General features: G+C 61.2%; 20 protein-coding genes. 11 read left to right on the top strand and 9 right to left on the bottom strand.

Annotated features, from left to right (window positions below; genetic code table 11):
* Window positions 1-278: 278 nt before the first annotated feature.
* Window positions 279-719, bottom strand: a complete 441-nt coding sequence (gene lysM / locus HU749_RS02425) for a peptidoglycan-binding protein LysM (RefSeq protein WP_046064053.1) — start codon at window positions 717-719, stop codon at window positions 279-281.
* A 133-nt stretch (window positions 720-852) separates the two neighbouring features.
* On the opposite strand from lysM, the gene HU749_RS02420 reads away from it, so the two are divergent.
* The 4 genes from HU749_RS02420 (at window position 853) to HU749_RS02405 (ending at window position 5,759) form a co-directional block, all read left to right on the top strand.
* Window positions 853-1,740 (top strand): LysR family transcriptional regulator, encoded by an 888-nt coding sequence (locus HU749_RS02420; protein WP_014336050.1) that lies wholly within the window; start codon window positions 853-855, stop codon window positions 1,738-1,740.
* Window positions 1,741-1,833: 93 nt separating this feature from the next.
* The gene (gene fdhD / locus HU749_RS02415) at window positions 1,834-2,673 is read left to right on the top strand and encodes a formate dehydrogenase accessory sulfurtransferase FdhD (RefSeq protein ID WP_079301464.1); all 840 of its coding nucleotides are present in this window, start codon (window positions 1,834-1,836) and stop codon (window positions 2,671-2,673) included.
* The gene (locus HU749_RS02410; RefSeq protein ID WP_186651435.1) at window positions 2,670-5,018 is read left to right on the top strand and encodes an FdhF/YdeP family oxidoreductase; all 2,349 of its coding nucleotides are present in this window, start codon (window positions 2,670-2,672) and stop codon (window positions 5,016-5,018) included. Before fdhD ends, HU749_RS02410 begins: the two co-directional genes overlap by 4 nt.
* Before the next feature lie 261 nt (window positions 5,019-5,279).
* Window positions 5,280-5,759 (top strand): glycine zipper domain-containing protein, encoded by a 480-nt coding sequence (locus tag HU749_RS02405; RefSeq protein ID WP_079301466.1) that lies wholly within the window; start codon window positions 5,280-5,282, stop codon window positions 5,757-5,759.
* A 78-nt stretch (window positions 5,760-5,837) separates the two neighbouring features.
* Here HU749_RS02405 and HU749_RS02400 read toward each other — a convergent pair whose 3' ends face one another.
* From HU749_RS02400 to HU749_RS02390, 3 genes are all read right to left on the bottom strand, one after another.
* On the bottom strand, window positions 5,838-6,257 hold the full coding sequence (locus HU749_RS02400) for an acyl-CoA thioesterase (protein ID WP_046064049.1): 420 nt from the start codon (window positions 6,255-6,257) through the stop codon (window positions 5,838-5,840).
* 45 nt (window positions 6,258-6,302) lie between these two features.
* Complete coding sequence (locus tag HU749_RS02395) at window positions 6,303-7,529, bottom strand: 3-hydroxyacyl-CoA dehydrogenase (RefSeq protein ID WP_186651437.1); 1,227 nt, start codon at window positions 7,527-7,529, stop codon at window positions 6,303-6,305.
* Between the two features lie 107 nt (window positions 7,530-7,636).
* A complete protein-coding gene (locus tag HU749_RS02390) occupies window positions 7,637-9,565 on the bottom strand; it encodes a RecQ family ATP-dependent DNA helicase (protein ID WP_186651439.1) in 1,929 nt (642 codons plus the stop codon).
* Between the two features lie 264 nt (window positions 9,566-9,829).
* Here HU749_RS02390 and HU749_RS02385 point away from each other — a divergent pair, with 264 nt between their 5' ends.
* Complete coding sequence (locus tag HU749_RS02385; RefSeq protein WP_046064046.1) at window positions 9,830-10,183, top strand: DUF1493 family protein; 354 nt, start codon at window positions 9,830-9,832, stop codon at window positions 10,181-10,183.
* A 232-nt stretch (window positions 10,184-10,415) separates the two neighbouring features.
* Here the strand turns inward: HU749_RS02385 and HU749_RS02380 are convergent, their stop codons facing one another.
* The 3 genes from HU749_RS02380 to HU749_RS02370 form a co-directional block, all read right to left on the bottom strand.
* Window positions 10,416-11,960, bottom strand: a complete 1,545-nt coding sequence (locus HU749_RS02380) for a phosphoenolpyruvate carboxykinase (RefSeq protein WP_014336039.1) — start codon at window positions 11,958-11,960, stop codon at window positions 10,416-10,418.
* Between the two features lie 178 nt (window positions 11,961-12,138).
* Window positions 12,139-13,041: an Hsp33 family molecular chaperone HslO gene (hslO, locus tag HU749_RS02375; RefSeq protein WP_014336038.1), complete on the bottom strand. Its 903-nt coding sequence runs from the start codon at window positions 13,039-13,041 to the stop codon at window positions 12,139-12,141.
* Window positions 13,042-13,286: 245 nt separating this feature from the next.
* Window positions 13,287-13,691, bottom strand: a complete 405-nt coding sequence (locus tag HU749_RS02370) for an RNA-binding S4 domain-containing protein (RefSeq protein WP_014336037.1) — start codon at window positions 13,689-13,691, stop codon at window positions 13,287-13,289.
* A 236-nt stretch (window positions 13,692-13,927) separates the two neighbouring features.
* On the opposite strand from HU749_RS02370, the gene rimB reads away from it, so the two are divergent.
* Together rimB and rimK are read left to right on the top strand one after the other, a co-directional pair.
* On the top strand, window positions 13,928-14,410 hold the full coding sequence (rimB, locus tag HU749_RS02365) for a retropepsin-like aspartic endopeptidase RimB (protein WP_018608792.1): 483 nt from the start codon (window positions 13,928-13,930) through the stop codon (window positions 14,408-14,410).
* Window positions 14,407-15,312: a 30S ribosomal protein S6--L-glutamate ligase gene (rimK, locus tag HU749_RS02360; protein WP_003196697.1), complete on the top strand. Its 906-nt coding sequence runs from the start codon at window positions 14,407-14,409 to the stop codon at window positions 15,310-15,312. The genes rimB and rimK overlap by 4 nt, the downstream gene beginning before the upstream one ends.
* Window positions 15,313-15,446: 134 nt before the next feature.
* Here rimK and HU749_RS02355 read toward each other — a convergent pair whose 3' ends face one another.
* Window positions 15,447-16,760 (bottom strand): ATP-binding protein, encoded by a 1,314-nt coding sequence (locus HU749_RS02355; RefSeq protein WP_003196694.1) that lies wholly within the window; start codon window positions 16,758-16,760, stop codon window positions 15,447-15,449.
* Window positions 16,761-16,874: 114 nt separating this feature from the next.
* Window positions 16,875-17,615: an osmolarity response regulator transcription factor OmpR gene (gene ompR / locus HU749_RS02350; RefSeq protein ID WP_003196691.1), complete on the bottom strand. Its 741-nt coding sequence runs from the start codon at window positions 17,613-17,615 to the stop codon at window positions 16,875-16,877.
* Window positions 17,616-17,973: 358 nt separating this feature from the next.
* Between ompR and HU749_RS02345 the strand changes: the two genes are divergently transcribed.
* The 4 genes from HU749_RS02345 to tauA all read left to right on the top strand — a co-directional run bounded on the left by HU749_RS02345 (window position 17,974) and on the right by tauA (window position 23,760).
* Window positions 17,974-20,298, top strand: coding sequence for a Tex family protein (locus HU749_RS02345; RefSeq protein ID WP_046064045.1), 2,325 nt, complete (start codon window positions 17,974-17,976; stop codon window positions 20,296-20,298).
* On the top strand, window positions 20,298-20,681 hold the full coding sequence (locus HU749_RS02340) for a PaaI family thioesterase (protein ID WP_186651441.1): 384 nt from the start codon (window positions 20,298-20,300) through the stop codon (window positions 20,679-20,681). Before HU749_RS02345 ends, HU749_RS02340 begins: the two co-directional genes overlap by 1 nt.
* Window positions 20,682-20,951: 270 nt before the next feature.
* A complete protein-coding gene (gene gshA / locus HU749_RS02335; protein WP_079301470.1) occupies window positions 20,952-22,535 on the top strand; it encodes a glutamate--cysteine ligase in 1,584 nt (527 codons plus the stop codon).
* A gap of 247 nt (window positions 22,536-22,782) precedes the next feature.
* Window positions 22,783-23,760 carry a taurine ABC transporter substrate-binding protein gene (tauA, locus tag HU749_RS02330; RefSeq protein WP_186651443.1) on the top strand — a complete coding sequence of 326 codons (978 nt, stop codon included), beginning with the start codon at window positions 22,783-22,785 and terminating at the stop codon, window positions 23,758-23,760.
* Window positions 23,761-23,763: the final 3 nt, after the last annotated feature.

Below are 23,763 nucleotides of genomic sequence, written 5' to 3'. Positions count from 1 at the left end.
GCTGGCCGAACGCAGGCATTGTGGAGTGGGCATCCCGGCATGGATGCCGGGGTAGCCGCGCTGGGCCATGGACGGCCCTTCGCGGCGGGCCCACGGAGCAATGCCGGAGTGAGGGCACACCGAGCCTAGGCGAGGTGCCGAGTGGTGGGGCAAGAGCGTTTTGGTTACTTTTGCGCTCTTCAAAAGTGACCCGCTGTAAGAGCGGAACCATAAGCCGCCGTTACCGCAGCAATGGATATGCACTCGATCGACAACATCCGGGCTGTCAGGCCTGAAGGTTACTCGGGAATACGCAACACCTGCCCCGGATAGATCTTGTCCGGGTGCGACAGCATCGGTTTGTTGGCCTCGAAAATTTTCTGGTACTTATTCGCATCACCATAAACACGCTTGGAAATGGCACTCAAGGTGTCACCTTTTTCGACTGTCACAAACTTGGCCTCTTTAGCCACCGGACCAGTCACCGTAATCTGGTCGTCGACACTGCCGACACCTGCGATATTGCCCACCGCCAACAGGATCTTTTCCTTCTCTTCCTGGCTCGCTACTTCACCGGTGACGATGACTTTGTCGCCGTCGATGGTCGCCTGGACATTCGGATTACCCAGGCCGACCTTTTCAATATGCTCTTTCAGTTGTTCGCTGGCATTGGCATTGCCGGGGGTCAGCAGGTCGATCAGCTTTTCACCGGCTTCCTTCACAAAGCTAAAGATACTCATGGCATACGCTCCTTGATTTAAGTGTCCAGACGCAAAGACTAGACCAGGCGAGACGAACCCGGTTCCCAACCGACCAATGACCCCGCCACGCGCAAGCGCTAGAATCCGAACCTTCCCGCGCCCTGGAGCGAAGATGGACATCAAGCAGCTGAAATTTCTCATCGCGCTCGACGAAACCCGCCACTTCGGCCAAGCCGCCGCACGCTGCCACATCACCCAGCCGACCCTGTCGATGCGCCTGCGCAGCCTTGAAGAAGAGCTCGACCTGCCGCTGGTCAACCGCGGCCAGCGCTTTGAAGGTTTCACCGCGCCGGGGGAACGGGTGCTGGCCTGGGCGCGCACGGTGTTGGCGGCCTATGACGGGCTGCAGGCCGAAGCGGCGGCCTGTCGCGGCAACCTGGTGGGTACACTGCGCCTGGGCGTGGTGCCGCTGTCGGACTTCGACCCGATGGCAATGATGCAGCGCTTGCACGCCGAGCACCCCAGCCTGCGTTTCGAATTGTCGTCCCTGAGCTCCGAACGCATCCTTGAACAGTTGGCGAACAACCGTATCGACCTGGGTATTTCCTATCTGGAACGCCTGGACAACGAACGTTTCGAAGCCCTGCCCTTCAGCCACACCCGCATGGGCTTGCTCTACGACCAGCGCTTTTTCTTTTTCGGCGAACAACCGCTTAGCTGGGAAGCGCTGATCGAACTGCCCCTGGGCATGCTCACCAGTGGCATGCATTTTCGCCAATCCATCGATCACAACTTCCACAGCCGGGGCCTCACGCCTCAACCGCTGTTGCAAACCGACGCGGTGCATCAATTGTTACAAGCTGTGCACGGCGGGCTGTGTTGCGCGGTGATGCCGTTGGACAGCGGCCTGAATGTGCTGACCGAAGACTTGCGCATCCAACCCATCGAAAGCGCACAGACGTTAGTCCCGCTGGGCCTGATCATGCGACGCGGCGCCCCACGCTCGGCCTTGGCAGAGGCCTGTTTTGCCCTTTATCAGAAATCAGCGACGACTTCTTGATCGACGTCATCTATTGGAAGATCAGTAATAGCGATTAGACGTGGCAGATTGCCGCATTTAGTCTTAACACTATTCCTACTTTCAGTGATGCCTATGAACGACAAGCCTCCGGTCAGTCCAGCGCCTGCGATGGAAACATCCGCGCCGGCCGCCAGCCAGAGCTATCGCTACTGCAACCTGGACCACTCCCAATCGGACAGCACCGCGCTGGCCGAGGAAGTGGCGCTGGCGATTGCCTATAACGGCATCAGCCAGGCGGTCATGCTGGTCACCCCCACCGACCTTGAAGACTTCATCGTCGGCTTCAGCCTCGGCAGCGGCATCATTGAAGACTCATCGGACATCTATGACCTGCAACTGAGCGGTACGGGTGCTGCGCACCATGCCGAGGTGACCATCGCCAACCGTGCCTTCTGGAACCTCAAGCAGCAACGCCGGCAATTGACGGGCACCAGTGGCTGCGGCTTGTGCGGCGTGGAAGCAGTGGAACAGGCATTGCCAAACCTCAAGGTGCTGCCCGGCGCACCGCTGCCACCGGCCCAGTGGCTTGATGGCCTGCGTGACCGTATCAGCCAGTTCCAGCCCCTGGGCCAGTACTGCGGCGCAGTCCACGCCGCGCTGTTCATGAACGCCCAGGGCGAATTGCTGCTGGGTCGCGAAGACATTGGCCGACACAACGCCCTCGACAAGCTGATCGGCGCATTGATCCGGCAGCAGATCCCGGTGGCCGGCGGCGTGGCGATCGTCACCAGCCGTTGCAGCCTCGAACTGATCCAGAAAGTCCTGCGGGCCGGCATCCAGACCCTGGTCAGCCTGTCGTCACCCACGGGCCTTGCGGTGCAGTGGGCCCGCCAACACAACCTCAACCTCATCCACCTGCCGCAAAAAAGTGCGCCGCGGGTCTACAGCCCTGCGATGGAGAAACAAGCGTGAGCAATCATCAACAAGCCGACCAGAAACCCGTACCGCGCTACAAGCCCTACAAGGGCCCGGCCGGTGGCTGGGGAGCGCTGATCAGCGTCGCTCAGGCCTGGTTGACCAGCGACAACGCGCTGAAGAACATCCGCATGATGCTCAAGACCAACCAGAATGGCGGTTTTGACTGCCCAGGTTGTGCCTGGGGTGATTCGCCGGAAAGCGGCGTGGTCAAGTTCTGCGAGAACGGCGCCAAGGCCGTGAACTGGGAAGCCACCAAGCGCCGCGTCGATGGTGCATTTTTCGCCAAGCACAGCGTGAGCTCACTGCTGGAGCAGAGCGACTACTGGCTCGAGTACCAGGGTCGCCTGACCGAGCCAATGCGCTACGACGCCGAAACCGACCGCTACAAGCCCATCAGTTGGGAAGCGGCGTTCGCCCTGGTCGGCAAGCACCTGCAAGGGCTGTCCAGCCCGAACCAGGCCGAGTTCTACACCTCGGGCCGAGCCAGTAACGAAGCGGCCTACTTGTATCAACTGTTCGTGCGCGCCTATGGCACCAACAACTTCCCCGACTGCTCGAACATGTGTCACGAGGCCAGCGGCGTAGCGCTGTCCCAGAGCGTGGGCGTGGGCAAGGGCACGGTGACCTTCGACGATTTCGAGCACGCCGACGCGATTTTCGTCTGGGGCCAGAACCCCGGCACCAACCATCCGCGGATGCTCGAACCGCTGCGCGAGGCGGTGAAACGCGGCGCCCAAGTGGTCTGCATCAACCCGCTCAAGGAGCGTGGCCTGGAGCGCTTCCAGCATCCGCAGAGCCCGATCGAAATGCTCACCAACGGCAATAAGCCGACCAACACCGCCTATTTCCGCCCGGCCCTGGGTGGCGACATGGCGATCTTGCGCGGCATGGCGAAGTTCCTGCTGCAGTGGGAGCGCGAAGCGCAGAACACTGGCGCTGCGGCGGTGTTCGACCACGCGTTCCTCAACGAACACAGCACCAACGTGCTGGACTACCTGGCTGCGGTCGACGATACGCCGTGGGAACAGATCGTCGAGCAATCGGGCATGACCCTGGTCGACATCGAGCAAGCGGCGCGCATGTACGCCAAAAGCGAGAACGTGATCATGTGCTGGGCGATGGGTATTACCCAGCACCGTCATTCGGTGGCGACCATCCAGGAAATCGCCAACGTGATGATGCTGCGCGGCAACGTCGGCCGGCCAGGCGCAGGCCTGTGTCCGGTACGCGGCCACAGCAACGTTCAGGGCGACCGGACCATGGGCATCAACGAGCGTCCGCCAGTGGCGTTCCTCGACTCGCTGGAGCGGCGCTTCCAATTCAAGGTGCCGCGTGAAAACGGCCACAACGTAGTCGAGGCGATCCACGCCATGGCCGACGGCCAGGCGAAGGTGTTCATCGCCCTGGGCGGAAACTTTGCCCAAGCCACACCGGACAGCCATCGCACGTTCCAGGCCTTGGCCAATTGCGACCTGACGGTGCAGATCAGCACCAAGCTCAACCGCAGCCATCTGGCTCACGGCAAGGAGGCGCTGATCCTGCCGTGCCTGGGTCGCACCGACATCGACCTGCAGACCGAAGGTGCGCAAGCGGTGACCGTGGAAGACTCCTTCAGCATGGTGCATGCCTCCAGGGGCCAGTTGCAGCCGCTGTCGAACCAGATGCGCTCTGAACCGTGGATCATCGCCGGCATTGCCGCCGCCACGCTGGGTAGCCGCCCGGTGGACTGGAACTGGCTGGTGGCCGACTACAGTCGCATCCGCGATCTGATCGCCGAGACCGTACCCGGCTTCAAGGACTTCAACGAAAAGCTGAAGAACCCCGGCGGATTCTATCTGGGCAACAGCGCCGGCTCGCGGCGCTGGAACACCCCGTCGGGCCGCGCCAACTTCAAGCCCAACCGGTTGCCGACCGACCTTGTGCATGAACGCACTCGGGCCACCGGCCAGTTGCCCGACCTGATCATGCAGTCCATGCGTTCCCACGATCAGTACAACACCACCATTTATGGCCTGGATGACCGCTATCGCGGTGTGAAGGGCCAGCGTGACGTGTTGTTTGCCAACGAAGCGGACATCATTCGCCTGGGCTTCAAGCCGGGACAGAAAGCCGACATCGTCTCGCTCTGGGATGACGGGCGTGAACGCCGGGTCAAGGGCTTTACCCTGCTGGCGTTCGACATACCCGCCGGGCAGGCAGCGGCCTACTACCCTGAAGTGAACCCGCTGGTGCCACTGGAAAGCACGGGCGACGGCAGCCATACCCCAACGTCGAAATTCGTCGCGATCCGCCTGGAAGCGGCGAGTGAGGATGGACTGATCCTGGCCAAGTCGGCCTGATATAGCGTGCGAGTAGATTAGGTTGTGTGGGAGCAAGCTTTGCTCCCACACTCACATCTTTTCGAACGCCCACAAAAAAGGCCGTTTTCCATAGAAAACGGCCTGTCCGAAGTAGCTAAAGACCGGCCAATTCGTCTTAAGTTCCCACTAAAAAACAATAACTTAGAGAATTGTGCACAAGTCGTGTTACTCGTCGGATTTCTATTGTAACCAAGCGAAGCCAGCCTCAGGATCGCGCCGTCATCCCTTTGAGGCTCCTCTATGAAGTTCTCCTCCATTCTCTTGTTGTCCCTTAGCCTGACCAGTGGCATCGCTTCTGCCGGTGGCACTGCCGAAGCAGGCGTGGGCGGCGCATTGGGCGGGGTTTTGGGTTCGGTCGTCGGCCAGTCCCTGGGCGGCAACACCGGTTCCACTATCGGCGCGGCGCTGGGCGGTGCGGGCGGCAGTGCAGTCGGTGCAGACAAACGCAGCCGCGGCGAAGCAGCGATCGGCGGTGCGCTGGGCGCAGCCGGCGGTAACGTGGTCGGCCGTAGCGTTGGCGGCACCACTGGCAGCCTGATCGGTGCGGCGGCGGGCGGCGGCGCTGGTGGCGCGCTGGGTAACTACATGGGCAAGGACGATGACGATGATCGTCGTTATGACGGTCGCCGTGGTGACCGCCGCTACTACCGTGACGGCCACCCAGGTCGCGGCCATGCCTACGGGCATCGCAAAAAACATCATCGCCACTACCGCGACTAACGGCTGACTGATATCCGCCGTTGAAGATCGCAGCCTCCGGCAGCTCCCAGAGCTGGCAGGAGGCTGCGATTTTTTGTTTCAGACCACCAACTGTTCCAAAGCCCCACGCAGCCGATCCGGAATCGCCACTGGCCGATTCGACGCCCGGTCCACGAATACGTGAACAAAACGTCCCGCCGCGCAAGCCTCCTCCTCGCCCGCCTTGAACACCGCCAGCTCGTATTGCACCGAACTGCTGCCCAGCTTGCCGACCCGCAGGCCAATTTCAATCCGGTCCGGAAAGGCAATCGAGGCAAAGTAGTCGCAGGCTGAACTCACCACGAACCCCACCACCTCTCCGTCATGGATATCCAGGCCGCCAACTTCGATCAGGTAGGTATTCACTGCGCTATCGAAAAAGCTGTAGTAGGTGACGTTATTGACGTGACCGTACACATCGTTGTCGTGCCAGCGCGTGGTGATGGCTTGCAAGTATGGGTATTCGTTGCGTTGGGGCATCAGGTGTCCGTCATGGTTGTTCAATGATCCTGGCGTTGCACGGCCTCAGGCCTGCGCGAACCCCTTGCCCTGCGCTGCCAGCTCACCGATCAGGCGCGCGGGCTTCCACTGGTCGCCCTGCTTCGTTTCGAGCTCCAGCAGGCGTGTGTGGATATTCTCCAGCCCCTGCCCGTCGGCCCAAGCCATCGGCCCGCCCTTGTCCACTGGGAAGCCGTAACCGTTCAGGTAGACCAGGTCGATATCGTGGGCCGACTCGGCAATGCCTTCCTGCAGGATCTTTGCCCCCTCGTTGACCAGCGCCAGCAAGCACCGCTCGAGGATTTCTTCCGGGCCGATCTCGCGTCGCTGGAAACCCAGCGCTTCACTGACCCCTAGTACCAGCGCATCCACCTCGACATCATGCTCGGCCTGTCGACTGCCCGGCTCATAGTGATAGTACCCATTGCCGCTTTTCTGGCCGAACCGCCCCAGCTCGCACAAACGGTTGTCCACTTGCACCTCGGGCGCGTCCTGGCCCTTGCCCGCCAGCTCACGGGCGCGCCACTCCAGATCGATGCCAACCACGTCGTACATACGAAACGGTCCCATGGCGAAGCCAAAGCCTTGCAACGCCGCATCCACCTGATGGGGGAATGCCCCCTCCAGCAGCATCTTGCGCGCTTCCAGCACATAAGGATGAAGCATTCGGTTGCCAATGAATCCATGGCAATTGCCCGATACAACGCTGACCTTGCCCATGCGCTTGCCCAGCACCAACGCCGCGTCCAGCACCGTTTTGGAGGTTTGTGCGCCGCGGACGATTTCCAGCAGCTTCATGATGTGCGCCGGGCTGAAAAAATGCAGGCCCAGGACCTGGGTTGGCCGGCGGGTGACAGCGGCGATAGCATTGATGTCCAGCGCCGAGGTGTTGCTCGCCAGGATGGCTTCGGGCTTGAGCAGGCCGTCCAGCTCACGAAAGATTTTCTGTTTGAGCTCAAGGTTTTCGTAAACCGCTTCGATCACCAGGTCCACATTGCGGATTGCCGCGTAATCCTCCGCCCGTGTCACCCGGGCGATCCGCGCATCGGCCTCACCCTGGTCGATACGGCCCTGGCGCACACCATGGGCATAGGTCTCGGCCACGGCGACCAGTGCCTGCTCGAGCATCTGTGGATTGTTGTCGACCCACTGCACCGCCACGCCAGCGTTGGCCAGGCACATCACGATGCCCCTGCCCATGGTGCCTGCTCCGACCACCGCGGCACGCTGAATATCGAAAGGTGTCTGGTTCATGTTGGCTCTCTTGTTGGCGATCCGAAGACAGCCTTCACCTTAGTCAGCCGCCGAATATTTTTGAAATTTATTCGTGTGATGAAGGGCATTCAGCGGATGGATACAGCTCACAGGTGCGCTTGGATCCACTGGCGAACTTCAGCGTATGGATACGCTTCCAGTGCGGCATAGCCGTGGATCTTCCGCGCCTTCAATCGGGTGAACAGCGGCACGCTGATTGCGCACAGGAAGCGGGTGAGGCGCTCGGCAGACGGCACGCTGCCGCTATGCTGCTCGTGCTTGTGGATAAAGTCACCACACAGCGCCTCGAAGTTTTTATCCACAAGCGCCGGCAACACAGGCGGCTCCGGCAGGCGAGCGACATGCCCATGGCACACCGAACAATGGCCGCACTGGCGTGGCGCATTGTCATCGCCGAAATATTGCGCCAGGCGGTAACCCAGGCAATGGTCGGTGGCGAACAACTCGAGCATGGCGTGGATCCGCGCGATTTCACCGTGCTCGTGCCGGGTGAAATAGGCATGCAGCTCGGCACTCAAGACCTGCACATCCAGGTCCACGTCCAACACGCTGTACACCTCGGTCATCTGTTTGCTTTCCAGCTCGATCCAGCCCTTTTCCTGGAAATAATCCAGCGCTTTGACCACGCGATTACGCTCAGCGTGATACTGCTGGTACATCCCGTCGAAATTTACCGTAGCCCAGGCCCGGGCGCGACTGGAGGTCTGGATGATGGCCGAGACGAAGTCCCTTCGCTCGCCTTCGAAGCGCTCCAGCAGCTCTTGTGGCTCCGTCAGGAACTTGAAGCGGTACTCCGCGAAATAGGCATAGCGTGGCGCGATCAGCCGGCGCAGCTCCAACTGGACCAGCAGCGTCTTGAGCGGCAGTTGCCGGATGTTGCTCTGGTCCGCCAATGGTCCCAGCAAGAACTCCCATTGCCCATCGGGGCCGGCGGCCTTGAGTTCATCGAGCACGCAACGAATGCCTGCAAGTTCCGGCGTATCGCCATACACAAAGTTTTCCAGCACGTTGAGACTGTCGCGGTTGGCCAGCACCAGGCAATCGGACGGCTGACCATCCCGCCCGGCCCGGCCGATTTCCTGGCTGTAGTTCTCGATGGATTTGGGCAGGTCGAAATGCACGACATTGCGGATATCGCTCTTGTCGATGCCCATGCCGAAAGCGATGGTCGCGACGATGCAATTGGATTGCCCGCCCATGAACCGCCGCTGGATATCTTCGCGTTGTTCATGGGGCAAACCGGCGTGATAGGCCTCGGCCACGATACCGTGCTGGCCCAGGTGTTCGGCGATCTGCTCGGCGGTTCGCTGCAAGGTGACATAGACAATGCTCGGTTGCCCGGCCCGCTCGCCCAGCCATTGCACCAGCCGTGCGCGCTTGTCGGCACCCAGCACGGGCTCGACCAGCAGATTGAGGTTTGCCCGATAGAAACCGGTCGTCACCACATCCGTGGCAGCGATGGCGAATTTCGCCTGCATGTCGGCGATGACCTTGGGTGTGGCGGTGGCCGTCAGCAGCAAAACCAGGGGAATGTTGAACTGGTGCTGGTAATCGGGAAGCTTGAGGTAGTCAGGTCGGAAGTTATGCCCCCATTCGGAAATACAGTGGGCCTCGTCCACCACCAGCAACGAGATCGGCACCTGCTGCAGGAAATTGCGAAAGCGCTCGTTCTTCAGGCGCTCCACGGAGATCATCAGGATCTTCAACTCGCCCGAACGGGCCCGCGCCATGGCATCGTTGGTTTCGTCACGGCCCTGGGCCGAATCGATACTCGCCGCCGCGATGCCGTGGCGCTTGAGGAACGCCAACTGGTCCTGCATCAGCGCCAGCAACGGTGAGACCACCAGGGTCAGGTGCGGCAAGAGCAGGGCCGACAATTGATAACACAGGGACTTGCCCGAGCCGGTGGGGAAAATGGCCGCCGCCGACCGACCGGCCAGCACGGCGCCGATGGCCGCCTCCTGACCGGGACGAAACTGTGGATAACCGAAAACCTGTTCCAGGGTGCTGTGCATGCGCGGTCGCTCCTTTGACTGCTGCGATGCCCAAAGCCTAGCGGGACAATGCAGCGAGTCGAGAAAAGGTCGGGGTCGAATCGATACGGGATGATACAGCCTGGCGCTCAAGACTTTGTTCATGAAACGGAACCATGCCACATCCGTTTTCGCCGCTATATGTGCGACGTTTCTTCTTTTTCCAACGGGCAACGATTTCACCCTAAGCTTTCCATCCATGCAGACGCGCCCCAACACCCCGGAAACCTCGCCATGTACCTCGCCATGTACCTCGCCCCAGACTTCCCCGACGATCACACCATGCGCCAGCTCATGGAGCTGCTACACGAAGAAATCGGCCTGCCTGAACGCAAGACCATCCGGCTGGACACCGCGATCAATCTCGACCTGGGTTGCGATGGCGCGGACGCCCGGCATCTGATGGAGGCACTGGAGGAGCGCTTCGCCATCGAGCTCATCGACTATGACGCCTACCGCTATTTTCAGCCTGAAGGATTTGATGTGTTTCAAAAGCGCAGGGCCAAGGGCCGTGGGAACAAGACGCCACTGACCATCGGCATGCTCTACAAGGCAATCAAGGCGCAACGATGGGATACGCGGGAAGTGGAAGGGGGCTAGTCAACCTGCACGGCTTAAGTGGCATTATTCTGGCTGTATTCCTCTATTTCAGGTGGAATAATGGCAGTTACTTTAGGTCGACGTTCATAAGCCTCGCAGGAATCGCAGCCTTTTCATTTTCCCCAAGCCAGCGCAGCGAGCCTCCAAACTAAGTGCATTCCAGCTTTCACACAAATAGCCGCCCATAAAAAACCGCCCATGAAGGGCGGTTTTTTCATTCGCTAACCAAGCCTTACAGCTGTGGACCGGCAGCCTTGATCGCGTCGCTCACGTCGAACTTCTTGAAGTTCTCGGTGAACAGACCGGCCAATGCCTTGGCCGCTTCGTCGTAGGCAGCTTTGTCGGCCCAGGTGTTGCGTGGGTTCAACAGGACAGTCTCGACGCCTGGGACAGCCAGCGGCACGTCCAGGTTGATGATGTCCAGGTGTTCGGTTTCAGCACCGATCAGCGCGCCGCTCTGGATCGCCGCGATCACCGCACGGGTGGTCGGAATGTTGAAGCGCTTGCCGACGCCGTAGCCGCCGCCGGTCCAGCCGGTGTTGACCAGGTAGACCTTGGAGCCGAAACCACGGATGCGCTTGATCAGCAGCTCAGCGTATTCACCAGCCGGACGCGGGAAGAACGGGGCGCCGAAGCAGGTGGAGAAGGTCGACTTGATGCCGCTGCCCGAACCCATTTCGGTCGAACCCACCAGCGCGGTGTAGCCGGACAGGAAGTGGTAGGCGGCTTGTTCTTCGCTGAGGATCGACACTGGCGGCAGTACACCGGTCAGGTCGCAGGTCAGGAAGATCACGGCGTTTGGCTCGCCACCGAGGTTTTTCGGTGCGCGTTTTTCGATCAGCTCACGCGGGTAGGCGGCGCGGCTGTTCTGGGTCAGGCTGTCGTCGGCGTAGTCGGCTTTCTTGGTGACCGGGTCCAGGACGACGTTTTCCAGTACGGCGCCGTGCTGGATGGCTTTCCAGATAACCGGCTCGTTCTTCTCGGACAGGTCGATGCACTTGGCATAGCAGCCGCCTTCGATGTTGAAGACCACGCCCACGCCCCAGCCGTGCTCGTCGTCACCGATCAGGTAACGGCTTTCATCGGCGGACAGGGTGGTCTTGCCAGTGCCCGACAGGCCGAAGAACAGGGTCACATCGCCTTCTTCGCCCATGTTCGCGGCGCAGTGCATCGGCAGCACGTCAACGGCCGGCAGCAGGAAGTTCTGCACGGAGAACAGGGCTTTCTTCATTTCACCGGCGTAGCGCATGCCGGCGATCAGCACTTTCTTGGCCGCGAAGTTGATGATCACGGTGCCGTCGGAGTTGGTGCCGTCACGCTCAGGCTCGCAAACGAAATTCGGCGCGTTGAGGATCTGCCACTCATCCTTGCCGCCGGCGTTGTATTGCTCGGGGTTGATGAACAGGCAACGGCCAAACAGATTGTGCCACGCGGTCTCGGTGGTCATCTTGACTGGCAGGTAGTGCGCAGGATCGGAGCCTACATGCACGTGGGAGACGAAACGCTCGCGCTCGCCCAGGTAGGCTTCGACGCGGCTCCACAGGGCATCGAACTTGTCGGCCGGGAACTTGCGGTTGATCGGGCCCCAGGCGATGGCGTCCTGGGTGGTTGGCTCTTCCACGATGAAACGGTCGACTGGCGAGCGACCGGTACGATGACCGGTACGAACAACCAGCGCGCCAGTATCGGCAAGCTCGCCTTCACCGCGATTCAGGGCTTCTTTGACCAGATCATCGACACTCAGATCGGTGTACACGGCGTTATTGGCTTGCGTCATGAGATTCCCCGTCGGCCCGTGGCCGAGTGCTCCAAACGTTTTGTAGTAGGAAGTCGCGCACTACTACCCGAAAAAAGTGGGCCGGATTATGCCAGAAAACCCCAAAAAGAGTAGGGCCCTCCCGTCAGTACGGCGTAAATCCGGCGTTTGCCAGGAGATTTACCTGCGCTGAAACGTTTTAGTGACGAGTATCTGACGGTGTGTCGACACCCGCACCAGCGAACAATTGAGCGATGTCCGCCGCGTCGAACAGGTAGCGCTCGTTGCAAAACTGGCAATCGACCTCGATGGCACCGCCATGCTCGATCACCAGTTGCTGCGCATCTTCCAGACCCAGACTGACCAGCGCATTGGCGGAACGTTCACGAGAGCAACTGCATTGGAAGCGCAACGGCTGGCCGTCGAACAAGCGTACCTGCTCCTCGTGATAGAGGCGATGCAGCACGGTTTCGTTGTCCAGGCTCAACAGCTCATCGGCGCTCAGGGTGCTGGCCAGAGCGGTGATGTGCTGCCAACTGGCGTCACGTTCTTCCGGGTCGCGCAGACGGTCGGCAGGCAGTTGCTGCAGCAGTAAACCGCGAGCGCGCCGCCCGTCGGCGTAAAGCCAGAAGCGGGTATTGGTCTGCTGGGACATGACGAAGTAGTTGGTGAAGCAATCGGCCAGGGTTGCCCCGTCCAGATCGACAATTCCCTGGTAACGCTGGCCTTGGGTCGGATCGACCGTGAGGGCCAGCACGCCATTGGGCATCATATCGGCCAGCGTTGCGTCAGGCCCGATCTGCTCGGCGTCATAACGGGCCAGGCCACGGATTTCGCGCTCACTGGAGCACTCGATCATCAGCAACGGCACCGGACCATCGGAACGCGCCTGGAGAATCAGCAAGCCATCGAACTTCAAGGTGCCCACCAACAACGCCGCAGCCGCCATCAGCTCGCCGAGCATTTGTGCGACCGGCTCGGGGTAGGGGTGCTTGGCGAGGACTTCGGCGTAGCTACGCTCCAACGCCACCAGCTCGCCACGGGCGTCGCTGTCATCGAAGATGAAACGTTGGGTGTAGTCGGTATCCGGTAAATCAGTCATAGGGTCTGGTATCTGAGGTGATGACAAATGATGGCGGGCATTTTATGGGCATTCAGGGCGGGTTCCAAGCAAGGCTTGGGTTTGCCTGACGGGAAGGGGCTGACGCCTCATCTGAATGTGTAGGCTGACACATTGTGGCGAGGGAGCTTGCTCCCGCTGGGCTGCGCAGCGCCCCCAAAATCTTACGGTCGCTGCGCAACCGAGCGGGAGCAAGCTCCCTCGCCACCGGTGAAATGATCGGCGCTTTATTCGCTATTGCTGCCACGAAACTTGAACAGGTCCCGGCGCTGCTTCTTGCTCGGCTTGCCGTCGGTGCTGACACCCAGGGCGCCGGCCTTGCGTTGCGCGGCGGCGGTTTCACGCTTGGCGATACTGGCTTCGGTTTCGCGATACAGCGTCTGCGCTTCAGGTGCGCCGCGACGCACGATCGACAGGGCCTCGACTACCACGGTCTTTTCATCGAACCCGGTGCGGATGACAAACTCATCGCCAACGCGGGGCTCTTTGCCCGGTTTGCAACGCTCTCCCCGGTGATGGACCTTGCCGCTTTCGATGGCGGTCTTGGCCAGGGCCCGCGTCTTGTAGAATCGTGCCGCCCACAACCATTTATCGAGACGGACCTTGTCGTCCTCTTCCTTTTTTTGTGCCACTGCGTTTCCTCTTTTCTGCCAATAGCCGGAACTGTACTACCGTTTTTGTCGAGCGCACGAATCCGGCCCGACGGATAGAATGCCCGCCGAACCACCGTCACACACATGGCTTGGGTCGCAATCGGTTACAAGCACAAACAAGTGCGTAGATAACTGTCGCCATTTTGTGATTATTCTGCGTGAATACCGCGATTCGCGGAGTCCACGATCCGATGTACTGATCGCAGGTTTTTTTATTGAAGACTTTTGACCATTTGACCGTTGTCGGTCTGCGCGAGTGGGTGGCGCTCCCGGATCTGGGAGTCGTGGGCCTGCGGGCAAAAATCGACACCGGCGCCAGCACCTCCAGCCTGCATGCCACCGACATCGAGCCGTTCGAGCGCGATGGCGAAAAGTGGGTGCGCTTCACTGCGCACCTCGGCACGGTGGTGCAGTTGCGCCATCGCCGCTGCGAAGCGCCGCTGGTGGCCCGCAAGACCATAAAGAGTTCCAACGGCCACGCTCAGGTCCGCTACGTGATCAGCACCACGCTGGCGCTGGGTGACCGGGTCTGGCGGGTCGAGTTCACCCTTGCCTGCCGCAAATCCATGCGATATCGCCTGCTACTGGGTTCCAAAGCCTTGATCGACGGCCAACTGGTGGTCAATCCGGGTACCAAATACGTTCAAGACAAGCCGGCATTCCCGGTGTCCACTACCTCTGCCACAGGTGTTGCATGAAGATCGCTGTGCTGTCGCGTAATCCGCGTCTGTATTCCACTCGTCGCCTGGTTGAAGCCGGGACCGAACGAGGCCATGAAATGGTGGTGATCGATACCCTGCGCGCCTACATGAACATTGCCAGCCACAAGCCGCAGATCCATTACCGTGGCAAGCCGCTGGAAGGGTTCGATGCGGTGATCCCGCGCATCGGCGCATCGGTGACGTTCTATGGCTGCGCCGTGTTGCGTCAGTTCGAAATGATGGGGGTGTTTCCCCTCAACGAGTCGGTGGCCATCGCCCGCTCCCGGGACAAGTTGCGCTCGCTGCAGTTGCTGTCACGGCGCGGGATCGGCCTGCCCGTAACCGGTTTTGCCCACTCCCCCGACGACATTCCCGACCTGATTGCGATGGTCAATGGCGCACCGCTGGTGATCAAGGTGCTGGAAGGCACCCAGGGCATCGGAGTGGTCTTGTGTGAAACCGCAACGGCGGCGGAATCGGTGATCGAGGCGTTCATGGGCCTGAAGCAGAACATCATGGTCCAGGAGTACATCAAGGAAGCCGGTGGCGCGGACATCCGCTGCTTCGTCGTCGGCGACAAAGTGATTGCCTCGATGAAACGCCAGGCCAAGCCCGGAGAGTTTCGCTCCAACCTGCATCGCGGTGGTAGTGCCAGCCTGATCAAGATCACTCCGGAAGAACGCATGACCGCCCTGCGGGCCGCAAAAGTCATGGGCCTGGCCGTGGCGGGCGTGGACATCCTGCGCTCCAACCACGGACCGCTGGTGATGGAGGTCAACTCCTCGCCCGGCCTGGAAGGGATCGAGACCACCACGAGCAAGAACGTGGCAGGGATCATCATCGAGCATTTGGAAAAGAATGGCGGGCCGAACATGACCCGGACCAAGGGCAAGGGTTAACGCACCAGTACAAAACCTGTGGGAGCGGGCTTGCTCGCGAAAGCGGTGTGTCAGTCAACATCATTGTCCCTGATACACCGTTTTCGCGAGCAAGCCCGCTCCCACAGGTTCTCTGCCTGACTTGAGAGAGACCGCTACACCGCATCCCGAGGCAGCATCAAGCCCAACGGCAAGCGCACCCGAGCTTCCAACCCACCACCGACGCGGTTACGCAGCTCGACATTGCCGCCGTGCATCGAGGCTATGCGCTTGACGATGGCCAGGCCCAGCCCCGTGCCCTTCCCGCCCCGGGCGCGATCACCGCGAGTGAAGGGGTTGAAAATGGCTTCCAGCTCAGAGGGATCGATGCCGGCGCCACGGTCCATGACGCTCAGCACCACGTAAGGCGCGCTGGTGTCACCGGAGACATAGGCCGCGACTTCGACACCGGTGCCCGCGTGGTTCAGCGCATTGCCGATCAGGTTGTTCAGCAAACGCTTCATCGACACGCGGCGCAACGGGAACGGTTGGATCGGCTCCAGGCGCAGGTGCACTTTCTCATCGTTCTGGTTATAGGGCGCGGCCACTTCCCGCACCAGTTCACTGAGGTCCACCTCTTCCACCGACTCGTCACGACCGTCGCGAATGAACGCCAGGAACTGGTCGAGAATCGCGTCCATGTCCTCGATGTCGCGGACCATCTCGTCGGTCAGGTCGGTGTGCTCGCCCATCAACTCCAGCGACAACCGCAGCCGGGTCAGCGGCGTGCGCAGGTCATGGGAGACGCCAGCGAGCATCAGTTCGCGCTCGCGCCCGGCCTGTTCGACATCCTCGGCCATCTGGTTGAAAGCACGGTAGACCTCGGTCATCTCGCTGGGCGTATCGCTGATGGGCAGCCGCACGCTGCGCCCCTGGCCCAGTTGGCGGGCGGCGTAGACCAGGCGTTTCAACGGTTGGTTGAGCTGGCTGACGAAAATCCAAGCCGACGCCGTCGACAGCAGGCCGATGGCCAGGAACCAGCCGAGCACGTTCCAGATTTTCTGGCCGCGCAGCGGATGCGGGTACAACGGCACTTTCAGCCAGCCATCCCCCAGGCTCGGGGCCCGCACCCACAGCGCCGGCGGCGAGTGCATGCGCAATCGCACCTCGGTATCGGCGCCCAGTTCGGCCTGCATCTGGCGTTGATAGATCTCGCTGTAGGGCCAGTGCTGCTCGCCCTCCGGCACGCCGGCCCCGACAACGCGGATCAGCGTCGCCGCCTCGGCAATTTTCGCTCGGTTGGTTTCGTCCGCCGCCCAATAGGCCCGCAGGGTCAAGGCAACGCCGTGGCTGTACTGCCGGTCCACGAGAACGTCTTCGTTCATCAGCAGGTACACCAGCGTCAGTGCCTTGGAGAAGAGCACGACGATCAGCACCAGCCAGAGGGTGCGGGAGAAGAAACTCTGGGGGAACCAAACGGGGGTTTTCATGAATAACCGCTACACACTTGCAGGAGCGAGCGATGCTCGCACAATGACAGACCGCGAGTCGCCTGGAAGAAGACATTTCAACCGGCCAGGCCACCCGCTCCTACAAATCGCCGATCACTTGCTGGCGGCGCCATCCGGTACGAACACATAACCCACGCCCCAGACGGTCTGGATATACCGCGGCTTGGAAGGATCGGGTTCGATCATCCGGCGCAGGCGGGAAATCTGCACGTCGATGGAGCGCTCCAGCGCATCCCATTCACGACCACGGGCCAGGTTCATCAACTTGTCGCGGGTCAGCGGCTGGCGGGCGTTCATCACCAGCGCCTTGAGCACGGCGAACTCACCGGTGGTGAGCATGTGGACCTCATCGCCGCGCTTGAGCTCGCGAGTGGCCAGGGACAGCTCATAGTCGCCGAAGGTCACGCTCTCATCTTCGCTGCCTGGCGCGCCAGGTACCGGCGCCGACTGGCGACGCAGCACCGCCTTGACGCGGGCCATCAGCTCGTCGGGGTTGAACGGCTTGGCCAGGTAATCGTCGGCGCCCAGTTCAAGGCCCTTGATACGGCTCAGCTCGTCGCCCTTGGCGGTGAGCATGATGATCGGGATCTGGTTGTTGGCACCGCGCAGGCGGCGGCAGGCTGTCAGGCCGTCCTCACCGGGCAGCATCAGGTCGAGCACCACCAGGTTGAAAACTTCACGGGCCAGCAGTCGGTCCATTTGCTCGGTGTTCGGTACGGTGCGGGCGCGGTAGCCCTTGCTGACGAAAAAGCGTTCCAGCAAGCTGCTCAGCCCCGGATCGTCGTCAACAATAAGAATTTTTTCGCCTTCAGCAGTTTGTGCAGTGCTGCTCATAGGAAGCTCCTTTGATCTCGGCGCGCATTATGGCCTAGCTGCCGTTATACGCACCGTGTGCATTGTTAGCAGATTTTTCCTCTATCTCCACAAATCCGGGCATCAAGCCTACAGACCATGTCCCCCCCTCAGGACGGAACGCTGGTTATAATGCGCGGCCTTTTGTGCCAGGGAATGCCGGATCGTGACCCCGGCGTGACATTTTTTTGCCCTTGGCCAGGCAGCACTTTTTGAATTTCGCGGGTCAACAGGCAGCCTTTTGACCCAGGCAGCGGCGCATGCCAGGCCGCTCAACCAGTCTCGCCGAGCCCTGCTTCTGCGGCGGCGAGCCTGATTTCACAATTTGTCAGGTGGTTTTATGGACAGCATCAACAGCCGCATCGCCGAGGAACTCGGTGTACGCCCACAACAGGTCGAAGCGGCCGTCGCGCTACTCGATGAAGGCTCCACGGTGCCTTTCATCGCCCGTTACCGGAAAGAAGTGACCGGCAGCCTCGATGACACCCAATTGCGGCACCTGGAAGAACGCCTGCGCTACCTGCGAGAACTCGACGAACGGCGTATCAGCATCCTGGCCAGCATCCAGGAGCAGGGCAAGCTGACCCCGCAACTTGAGCGCGACATCAAGCTGGCCGACACCAAGACCCGCCTCGAAGACTTGTACCTGCCCTACAAGCAAAAGCGCCGCACCAAGGGCCAGATCGCCCTGGAAGCGGGCCTCGGCGAGCTGGCCGACGGCCTGTTCAACGATCCGACCCTGGCCCCGGAAGCCGAAGCCGCGCGCTTCGTCGATGCCGAAAAAGGCGTGGCGGACGTAAAAGCGGCGCTGGAAGGCGCCAAGTACATCCTCATGGAGCGTTTCGCCGAAGACGCCAACCTGCTGGAAAAACTGCGCAGCTACCTCAAGCAGGAAGCCACCCTCAGTGCCCGGGTGATCGCAGGCAAGGAAGAGGAAGGCGCGAAGTTCCGCGACTACTTCGAACACGACGAACCGCTCAAGAGCATGCCGTCCCACCGCGCCCTGGCGATTTTCCGTGGTCGCAACGAAGGCATTCTCAGCTCCGCACTGAAAGTCGGTGAAGAATTGCCCGGCACCATGCACCCGTGCGAAGGCATGATCGGCCAGCAGTTCGGCATCCAGAACCAGAATCGCGCCGCCGACAAATGGCTGGCCGAGGTGGTGCGCTGGACCTGGAAGGTCAAGCTCTACACCCACCTGGAAACCGACCTGCTGGGCGAGTTGCGCGATAACGCCGAGACCGAGGCGATCAACGTGTTCGCCCACAACCTGCATGACCTGCTGCTGGCCGCACCGGCCGGCCCACGCGCCACCCTGGGCCTGGACCCGGGCCTGCGCACCGGTTGCAAGGTGGCGGTGGTGGATTCCACCGGCAAACTGCTGGACCACGCCACGGTCTACCCGCACGTGCCGCACAACAAGTGGGACCAGACCCTCGCCGTGCTCGCCGCCCTGTGCGCCAAGCATTCAGTGGACCTGATCGCCATCGGCAACGGCACCGCCAGCCGCGAGACCGATAAGCTGGCCGCCGAACTGATCAAGAAATACCCAGCCATGAAGATGACCAAGGTCATGGTCTCCGAGGCCGGCGCTTCGGTTTACTCGGCATCGGAACTGGCCTCCAAGGAATTCCCGGACCTGGACGTGTCGATCCGTGGCGCGGTGTCCATCGCCCGTCGCCTGCAGGACCCGCTGGCGGAACTGGTGAAGATCGACCCGAAATCCATCGGTGTCGGCCAGTACCAGCACGACGTTTCCCAACTGAAACTGGCCCGCGGCCTGGACGCGGTGGTGGAAGATTGCGTGAACGCCGTGGGCGTGGACGTGAACACCGCTTCGGTGGCGCTGTTGGCGCGTATCTCTGGCCTGAATGCCACGCTGGCGCAGAACATCGTCACCCACCGTGACGAACATGGCGCGTTCAAGACCCGCGCCGCGCTGAAGAAAGTCCCGCGCCTGGGTGAAAAGACCTTCGAACAGGCCGCCGGCTTCCTGCGGGTGATGAACGGCGACAACCCGCTGGACTCCTCCGCTGTCCACCCTGAAGCCTACCCGCTGGTGCAACGCATCGCCGCCCAGACCGACCGCGACATTCGTTCGCTGATCGGTGACGCCGGGTTCCTCAAGCGCCTGGATCCTAAGAAGTTCACCGACGAAACCTTCGGCCTGCCCACCGTCACCGACATCCTCCAGGAACTGGAGAAACCGGGCCGAGACCCGCGCCCCGAGTTCAAGACCGCCGAGTTCCAGGACGGCGTCGAAGACCTCAAGGACCTGCAACCGGGCATGATCCTCGAAGGCGTGGTGACCAACGTCACCAACTTCGGTGCCTTCGTCGACATCGGCGTGCACCAGGACGGTCTGGTGCACATCTCGGCCTTGTCCGAGAAGTTCATCAAGGACCCGCGCGAAGCGGTGAAGGCCGGTGATGTGGTGAAAGTGAAGGTCATGGAAGTCGACATCCCGCGCAAACGCGTCGGCCTGTCGATGCGCATGAGCGACACGCCGGGCGAGAAAGTCGACGGTGCCCGTGGTGCACGTCCTGGTTCGACGCCACGCCAGTCGCAGAACACCGCGCCACGCAAGGAGACCACCACCGCGGCTCCGTCCAACAACGCCATGGCCTCGTTGTTCGCCAACGCCAAGCAGTTGAAGAAACGCTGATGGACGTGCCTGCCGGGTTGGTGGAGAGCGCGTTCTTCAAGCTGCTCGGCTGCCGTCTGCACAGCCTTGGGGACGGGGTGGCGCAAGTCGCCCTGAGCCTTGAGCCGCCGCTGCGCAATCGCGGCGGCAAGCTGCACGGCGGCGCGCTGTTCAGCCTGGTGGACATTGCCATGGGACTGGCCTGCTCCGGTGTCCATGGCTTTGACCAGCAGAGCGCGACCATCGAATGCAAGATCAACTACATTCGCGCCGTGTCCGACGGCGACGTGTTGTGCACCGCCCGGGTCATCCACCCCGGCCGGCGCACGCTGGTGGTCGAGGCCGAGGTGATGCAAGGCGACAAACTGGTCGCAAAAGCGCAAGGCACGTTCGCTGTCCTATAGCTCCCTGTCATCGATTTGAGTTAATTTCGATGCCATGAATGCCGCGCCGAAACCCCTTGTGGGAGCGAGCCTGCTCGCGATAGCGGTGGACCAGTCAATATAAAAGTTGACTGACAGACCGCTATCGCGAGCAGGCTCGCTCCCACAGGGGGTGTGATGATTGTCTTTGGCAGCATGAAAACCAGGCGAAAACGCCAGTTTCAACTTCACCCTTGTAGACCGTCTTGCCCACCCCCATATTGGGGCGACTGACGCGTGAAGGAATTCAACTTGAGCGACCTTTTAAACCGCCGCCTGGCCCTGCTCGGCGAGCGCGCCAACCTCTCCCTGCTCGAACAGTGCCTGCACGGCATCGAGCGTGAATGCCTGCGCGTCACCGGCGATGGGCACCTGGCGCAGACCCCGCATCCCAAGGCCCTGGGTTCGGCGCTGACCAACGAACAGATCACTACCGACTATTCCGAGTCGCTGCTGGAGTTCATCACGCCGGCCCTGGCCAACCCGGCCGATACCCTGCGCAGCCTCGACAAGATTCACCGGTTTGCCTACAGCAAACTTGGCGACGAGTACCTGTGGAGCCCTTCAATGCCGTGCCCGCTGCCGGCGGAAGAGGACATCCCGATCGCGTATTACGGCACCTCGAACATCGGTCGGCTCAAGTACGTCTATCGCCAGGGCCTGGCCCTGCGCTACGGCAAGACCATGCAATGCATTGCCGGGATCCACTACAACTTTTCCCTGCCGGAAAAGCTCTGGCCCCTGCTCCGGCAGGCCGAAGGCGTCGAGGCCAGCGACCGTGACTTCCAGTCGTCGGCCTACATCGCGCTGATCCGCAATTTCCGCCGCTACAGCTGGTTGCTGATGTACCTGTTCGGTGCCTCGCCGGCCCTGGACGCCGGTTTCCTGCGGGGTCGCCCGCACCAGTTGGAGCAACTGGACCCGGACACCTTGTACCTGCCCTACGCCACCAGCCTGCGCATGAGCGACCTGGGTTACCAGAGCAACGCCCAGGCCGGCCTCACGCCTTGCTACAACGACCTGGCCAGTTACACCGACAGCCTGCGCAAAGCGGTGGCGACGCCTTATGCACCGTACGTCGAAGTCGGCACTCACCAGAACGGCGAGTGGGTGCAGCTCAACACCAACATCCTGCAGATCGAAAACGAGTACTACTCCAACATCCGCCCCAAACGCGTGACCTACACCGGCGAGCGGCCGATCCAGGCCTTGATGGCCCGGGGTATCCAGTACGTCGAAGTGCGTTGCCTGGACATCAACCCGTTCCTGCCGATGGGCATCGACCTCACCGAGTCGCGATTCCTCGATGCGTTCCTGCTGTATTGCGGTCTCAATGACAGCCCGCAGCTGGAAAACAACGAATGCGGCAACGCCACGAGCAACTTCCTGACCGTGGTCAAGGAAGGCCGCAAACCTGGCCTGCAATTGCAGCGCCAGGGTCAGTCGGTGGACATGCAGGCCTGGGCCGTCGAATTGCTGGAAAAAATCGCCCCGCTGGCCTCGCTGCTCGACCAGAGCCAAGGTGGCGATGCCCACCGCCAGGCACTGGACGCGCAATTGGCGAAAGTCCGCGATCCGTCCCTGACGCCCTCCGCCCAAGTGCTGGCCGCCATGGCCGAGCATCAGGAAAGCTTCGCCCAGTTCTCCCTGCGTCAAAGCAAGGCCCACGCCGAATTCTTCCGCGCCGAGCCCTTGCCTGCCCAGGAACAGGCTGCATTCGAAGAAACCGCCAGTGCATCCCTGGTTCGGCAAACTGAGCTGGAGCAGAACGAGGTGGGGGATTTCGACGTGTTCGTGGGTTCGTATCAGGCGAGCATCCTGGCGATCAGTAACTGAATCCCTGCGTGCGAGAACGCTTTTTGTGGCGAGGGAGCTTGCTCCCGCTCGGCTGCGCAACAGTCGTAAAAATGGGCCTGCTGCACAGTCCAGCGGGAGCAAGCTCCCTCGCCACAAGGGTTTCCAGTCGATGTTTATAGATTTTTTCGAAAATAAGCTCATTCTAAAAAGTTATTTATTTTCTAATTCTTAGATCATTTAGTCTCCTCCAACGCCGAACATCCGGCGGCCTGTTGAGGAGCTTCCCATGTCTTTGAGTTTCCCCCTTCGCATTCTCGCGGCCGCCTCCCTGGCTGCAACGAGTCTGTTTGCCCAGGCGGCCGACCTGACCGTCGCTTACCAGACCACCGTCGACCCGGCCAAAGTCGCCCAGGCCGACGGCGCCTATGAAAAAGCCACCCAAACCAAGATCGACTGGCGCAAGTTCGACAACGGCGCCGATGTCATCACCGCCATCGCCTCGGGCGACGTGCAGATCGGCTACCTCGGTTCCAGCCCGTTGACGGCGGCCATCACCCGCAAGGTCCCGGTGGAAACCTTCCTCATCGCCACCCAGATCGGCGCCGCCGAAGCCTTGGTGGTTCGTGACGGTTCGGGCATCAACTCTCCACAGGACCTGATCGGCAAGAAAATCGCCGTGCCCTTCGTGTCCACCGGGCACTACAGCCTGCTCGCCGCGTTGAAACACTGGAACATCGATCCGTCGAAAGTCACCGTACTCAACCTGGCGCCACCGGCCATCATCGCCGCCTGGAAGCGCGGCGACATCGACGCCACCTACGTCTGGGACCCGGCCCTGGGCGTGGCCAAGGAAAACGGCAAGGTCCTGATCACCTCCGCGGAACTGGCCAAGTTCGGCGCCCCGACCTTCGACGCCTGGATCGTGCGCAAGGACTTCGCCCAGAAACATCCTGAAATTGTCACAGCCTTCGCCAAAGTGACCCTGGATGCCTACGCCCAATACCGCAATGACCCACAAGCCTGGCTGGCCGATGCGTCCAACGTCGACAAACTGGTGAAGCTCTCCGGCGCCAAGGCCAGCGATATCCCGCTGTTGCTGCAAGGCAACGTCTTTCCCCTGGCGGCCGATCAGGTCGTGAGCCTCGGCGCACCGACCACCCAAGCCATCACCGACACCGCAGCCTTCCTCAAGCAGCAAGGCAAGGTCGAAGCGGTGCTGCCGGACTACGCGCCCTACGTCAGCGCCAAATACATCACTCGTTGAGCG

It is taken from the genome of Pseudomonas ogarae, from assembly GCF_014268695.2.
In the GTDB taxonomy this organism is placed as follows: Bacteria; Pseudomonadota; Gammaproteobacteria; order Pseudomonadales; family Pseudomonadaceae; genus Aquipseudomonas; species Aquipseudomonas kilonensis.
Note: the sequence above shows the minus strand (reverse complement) of the source record. Positions and strands in the feature narration are given on the sequence as shown.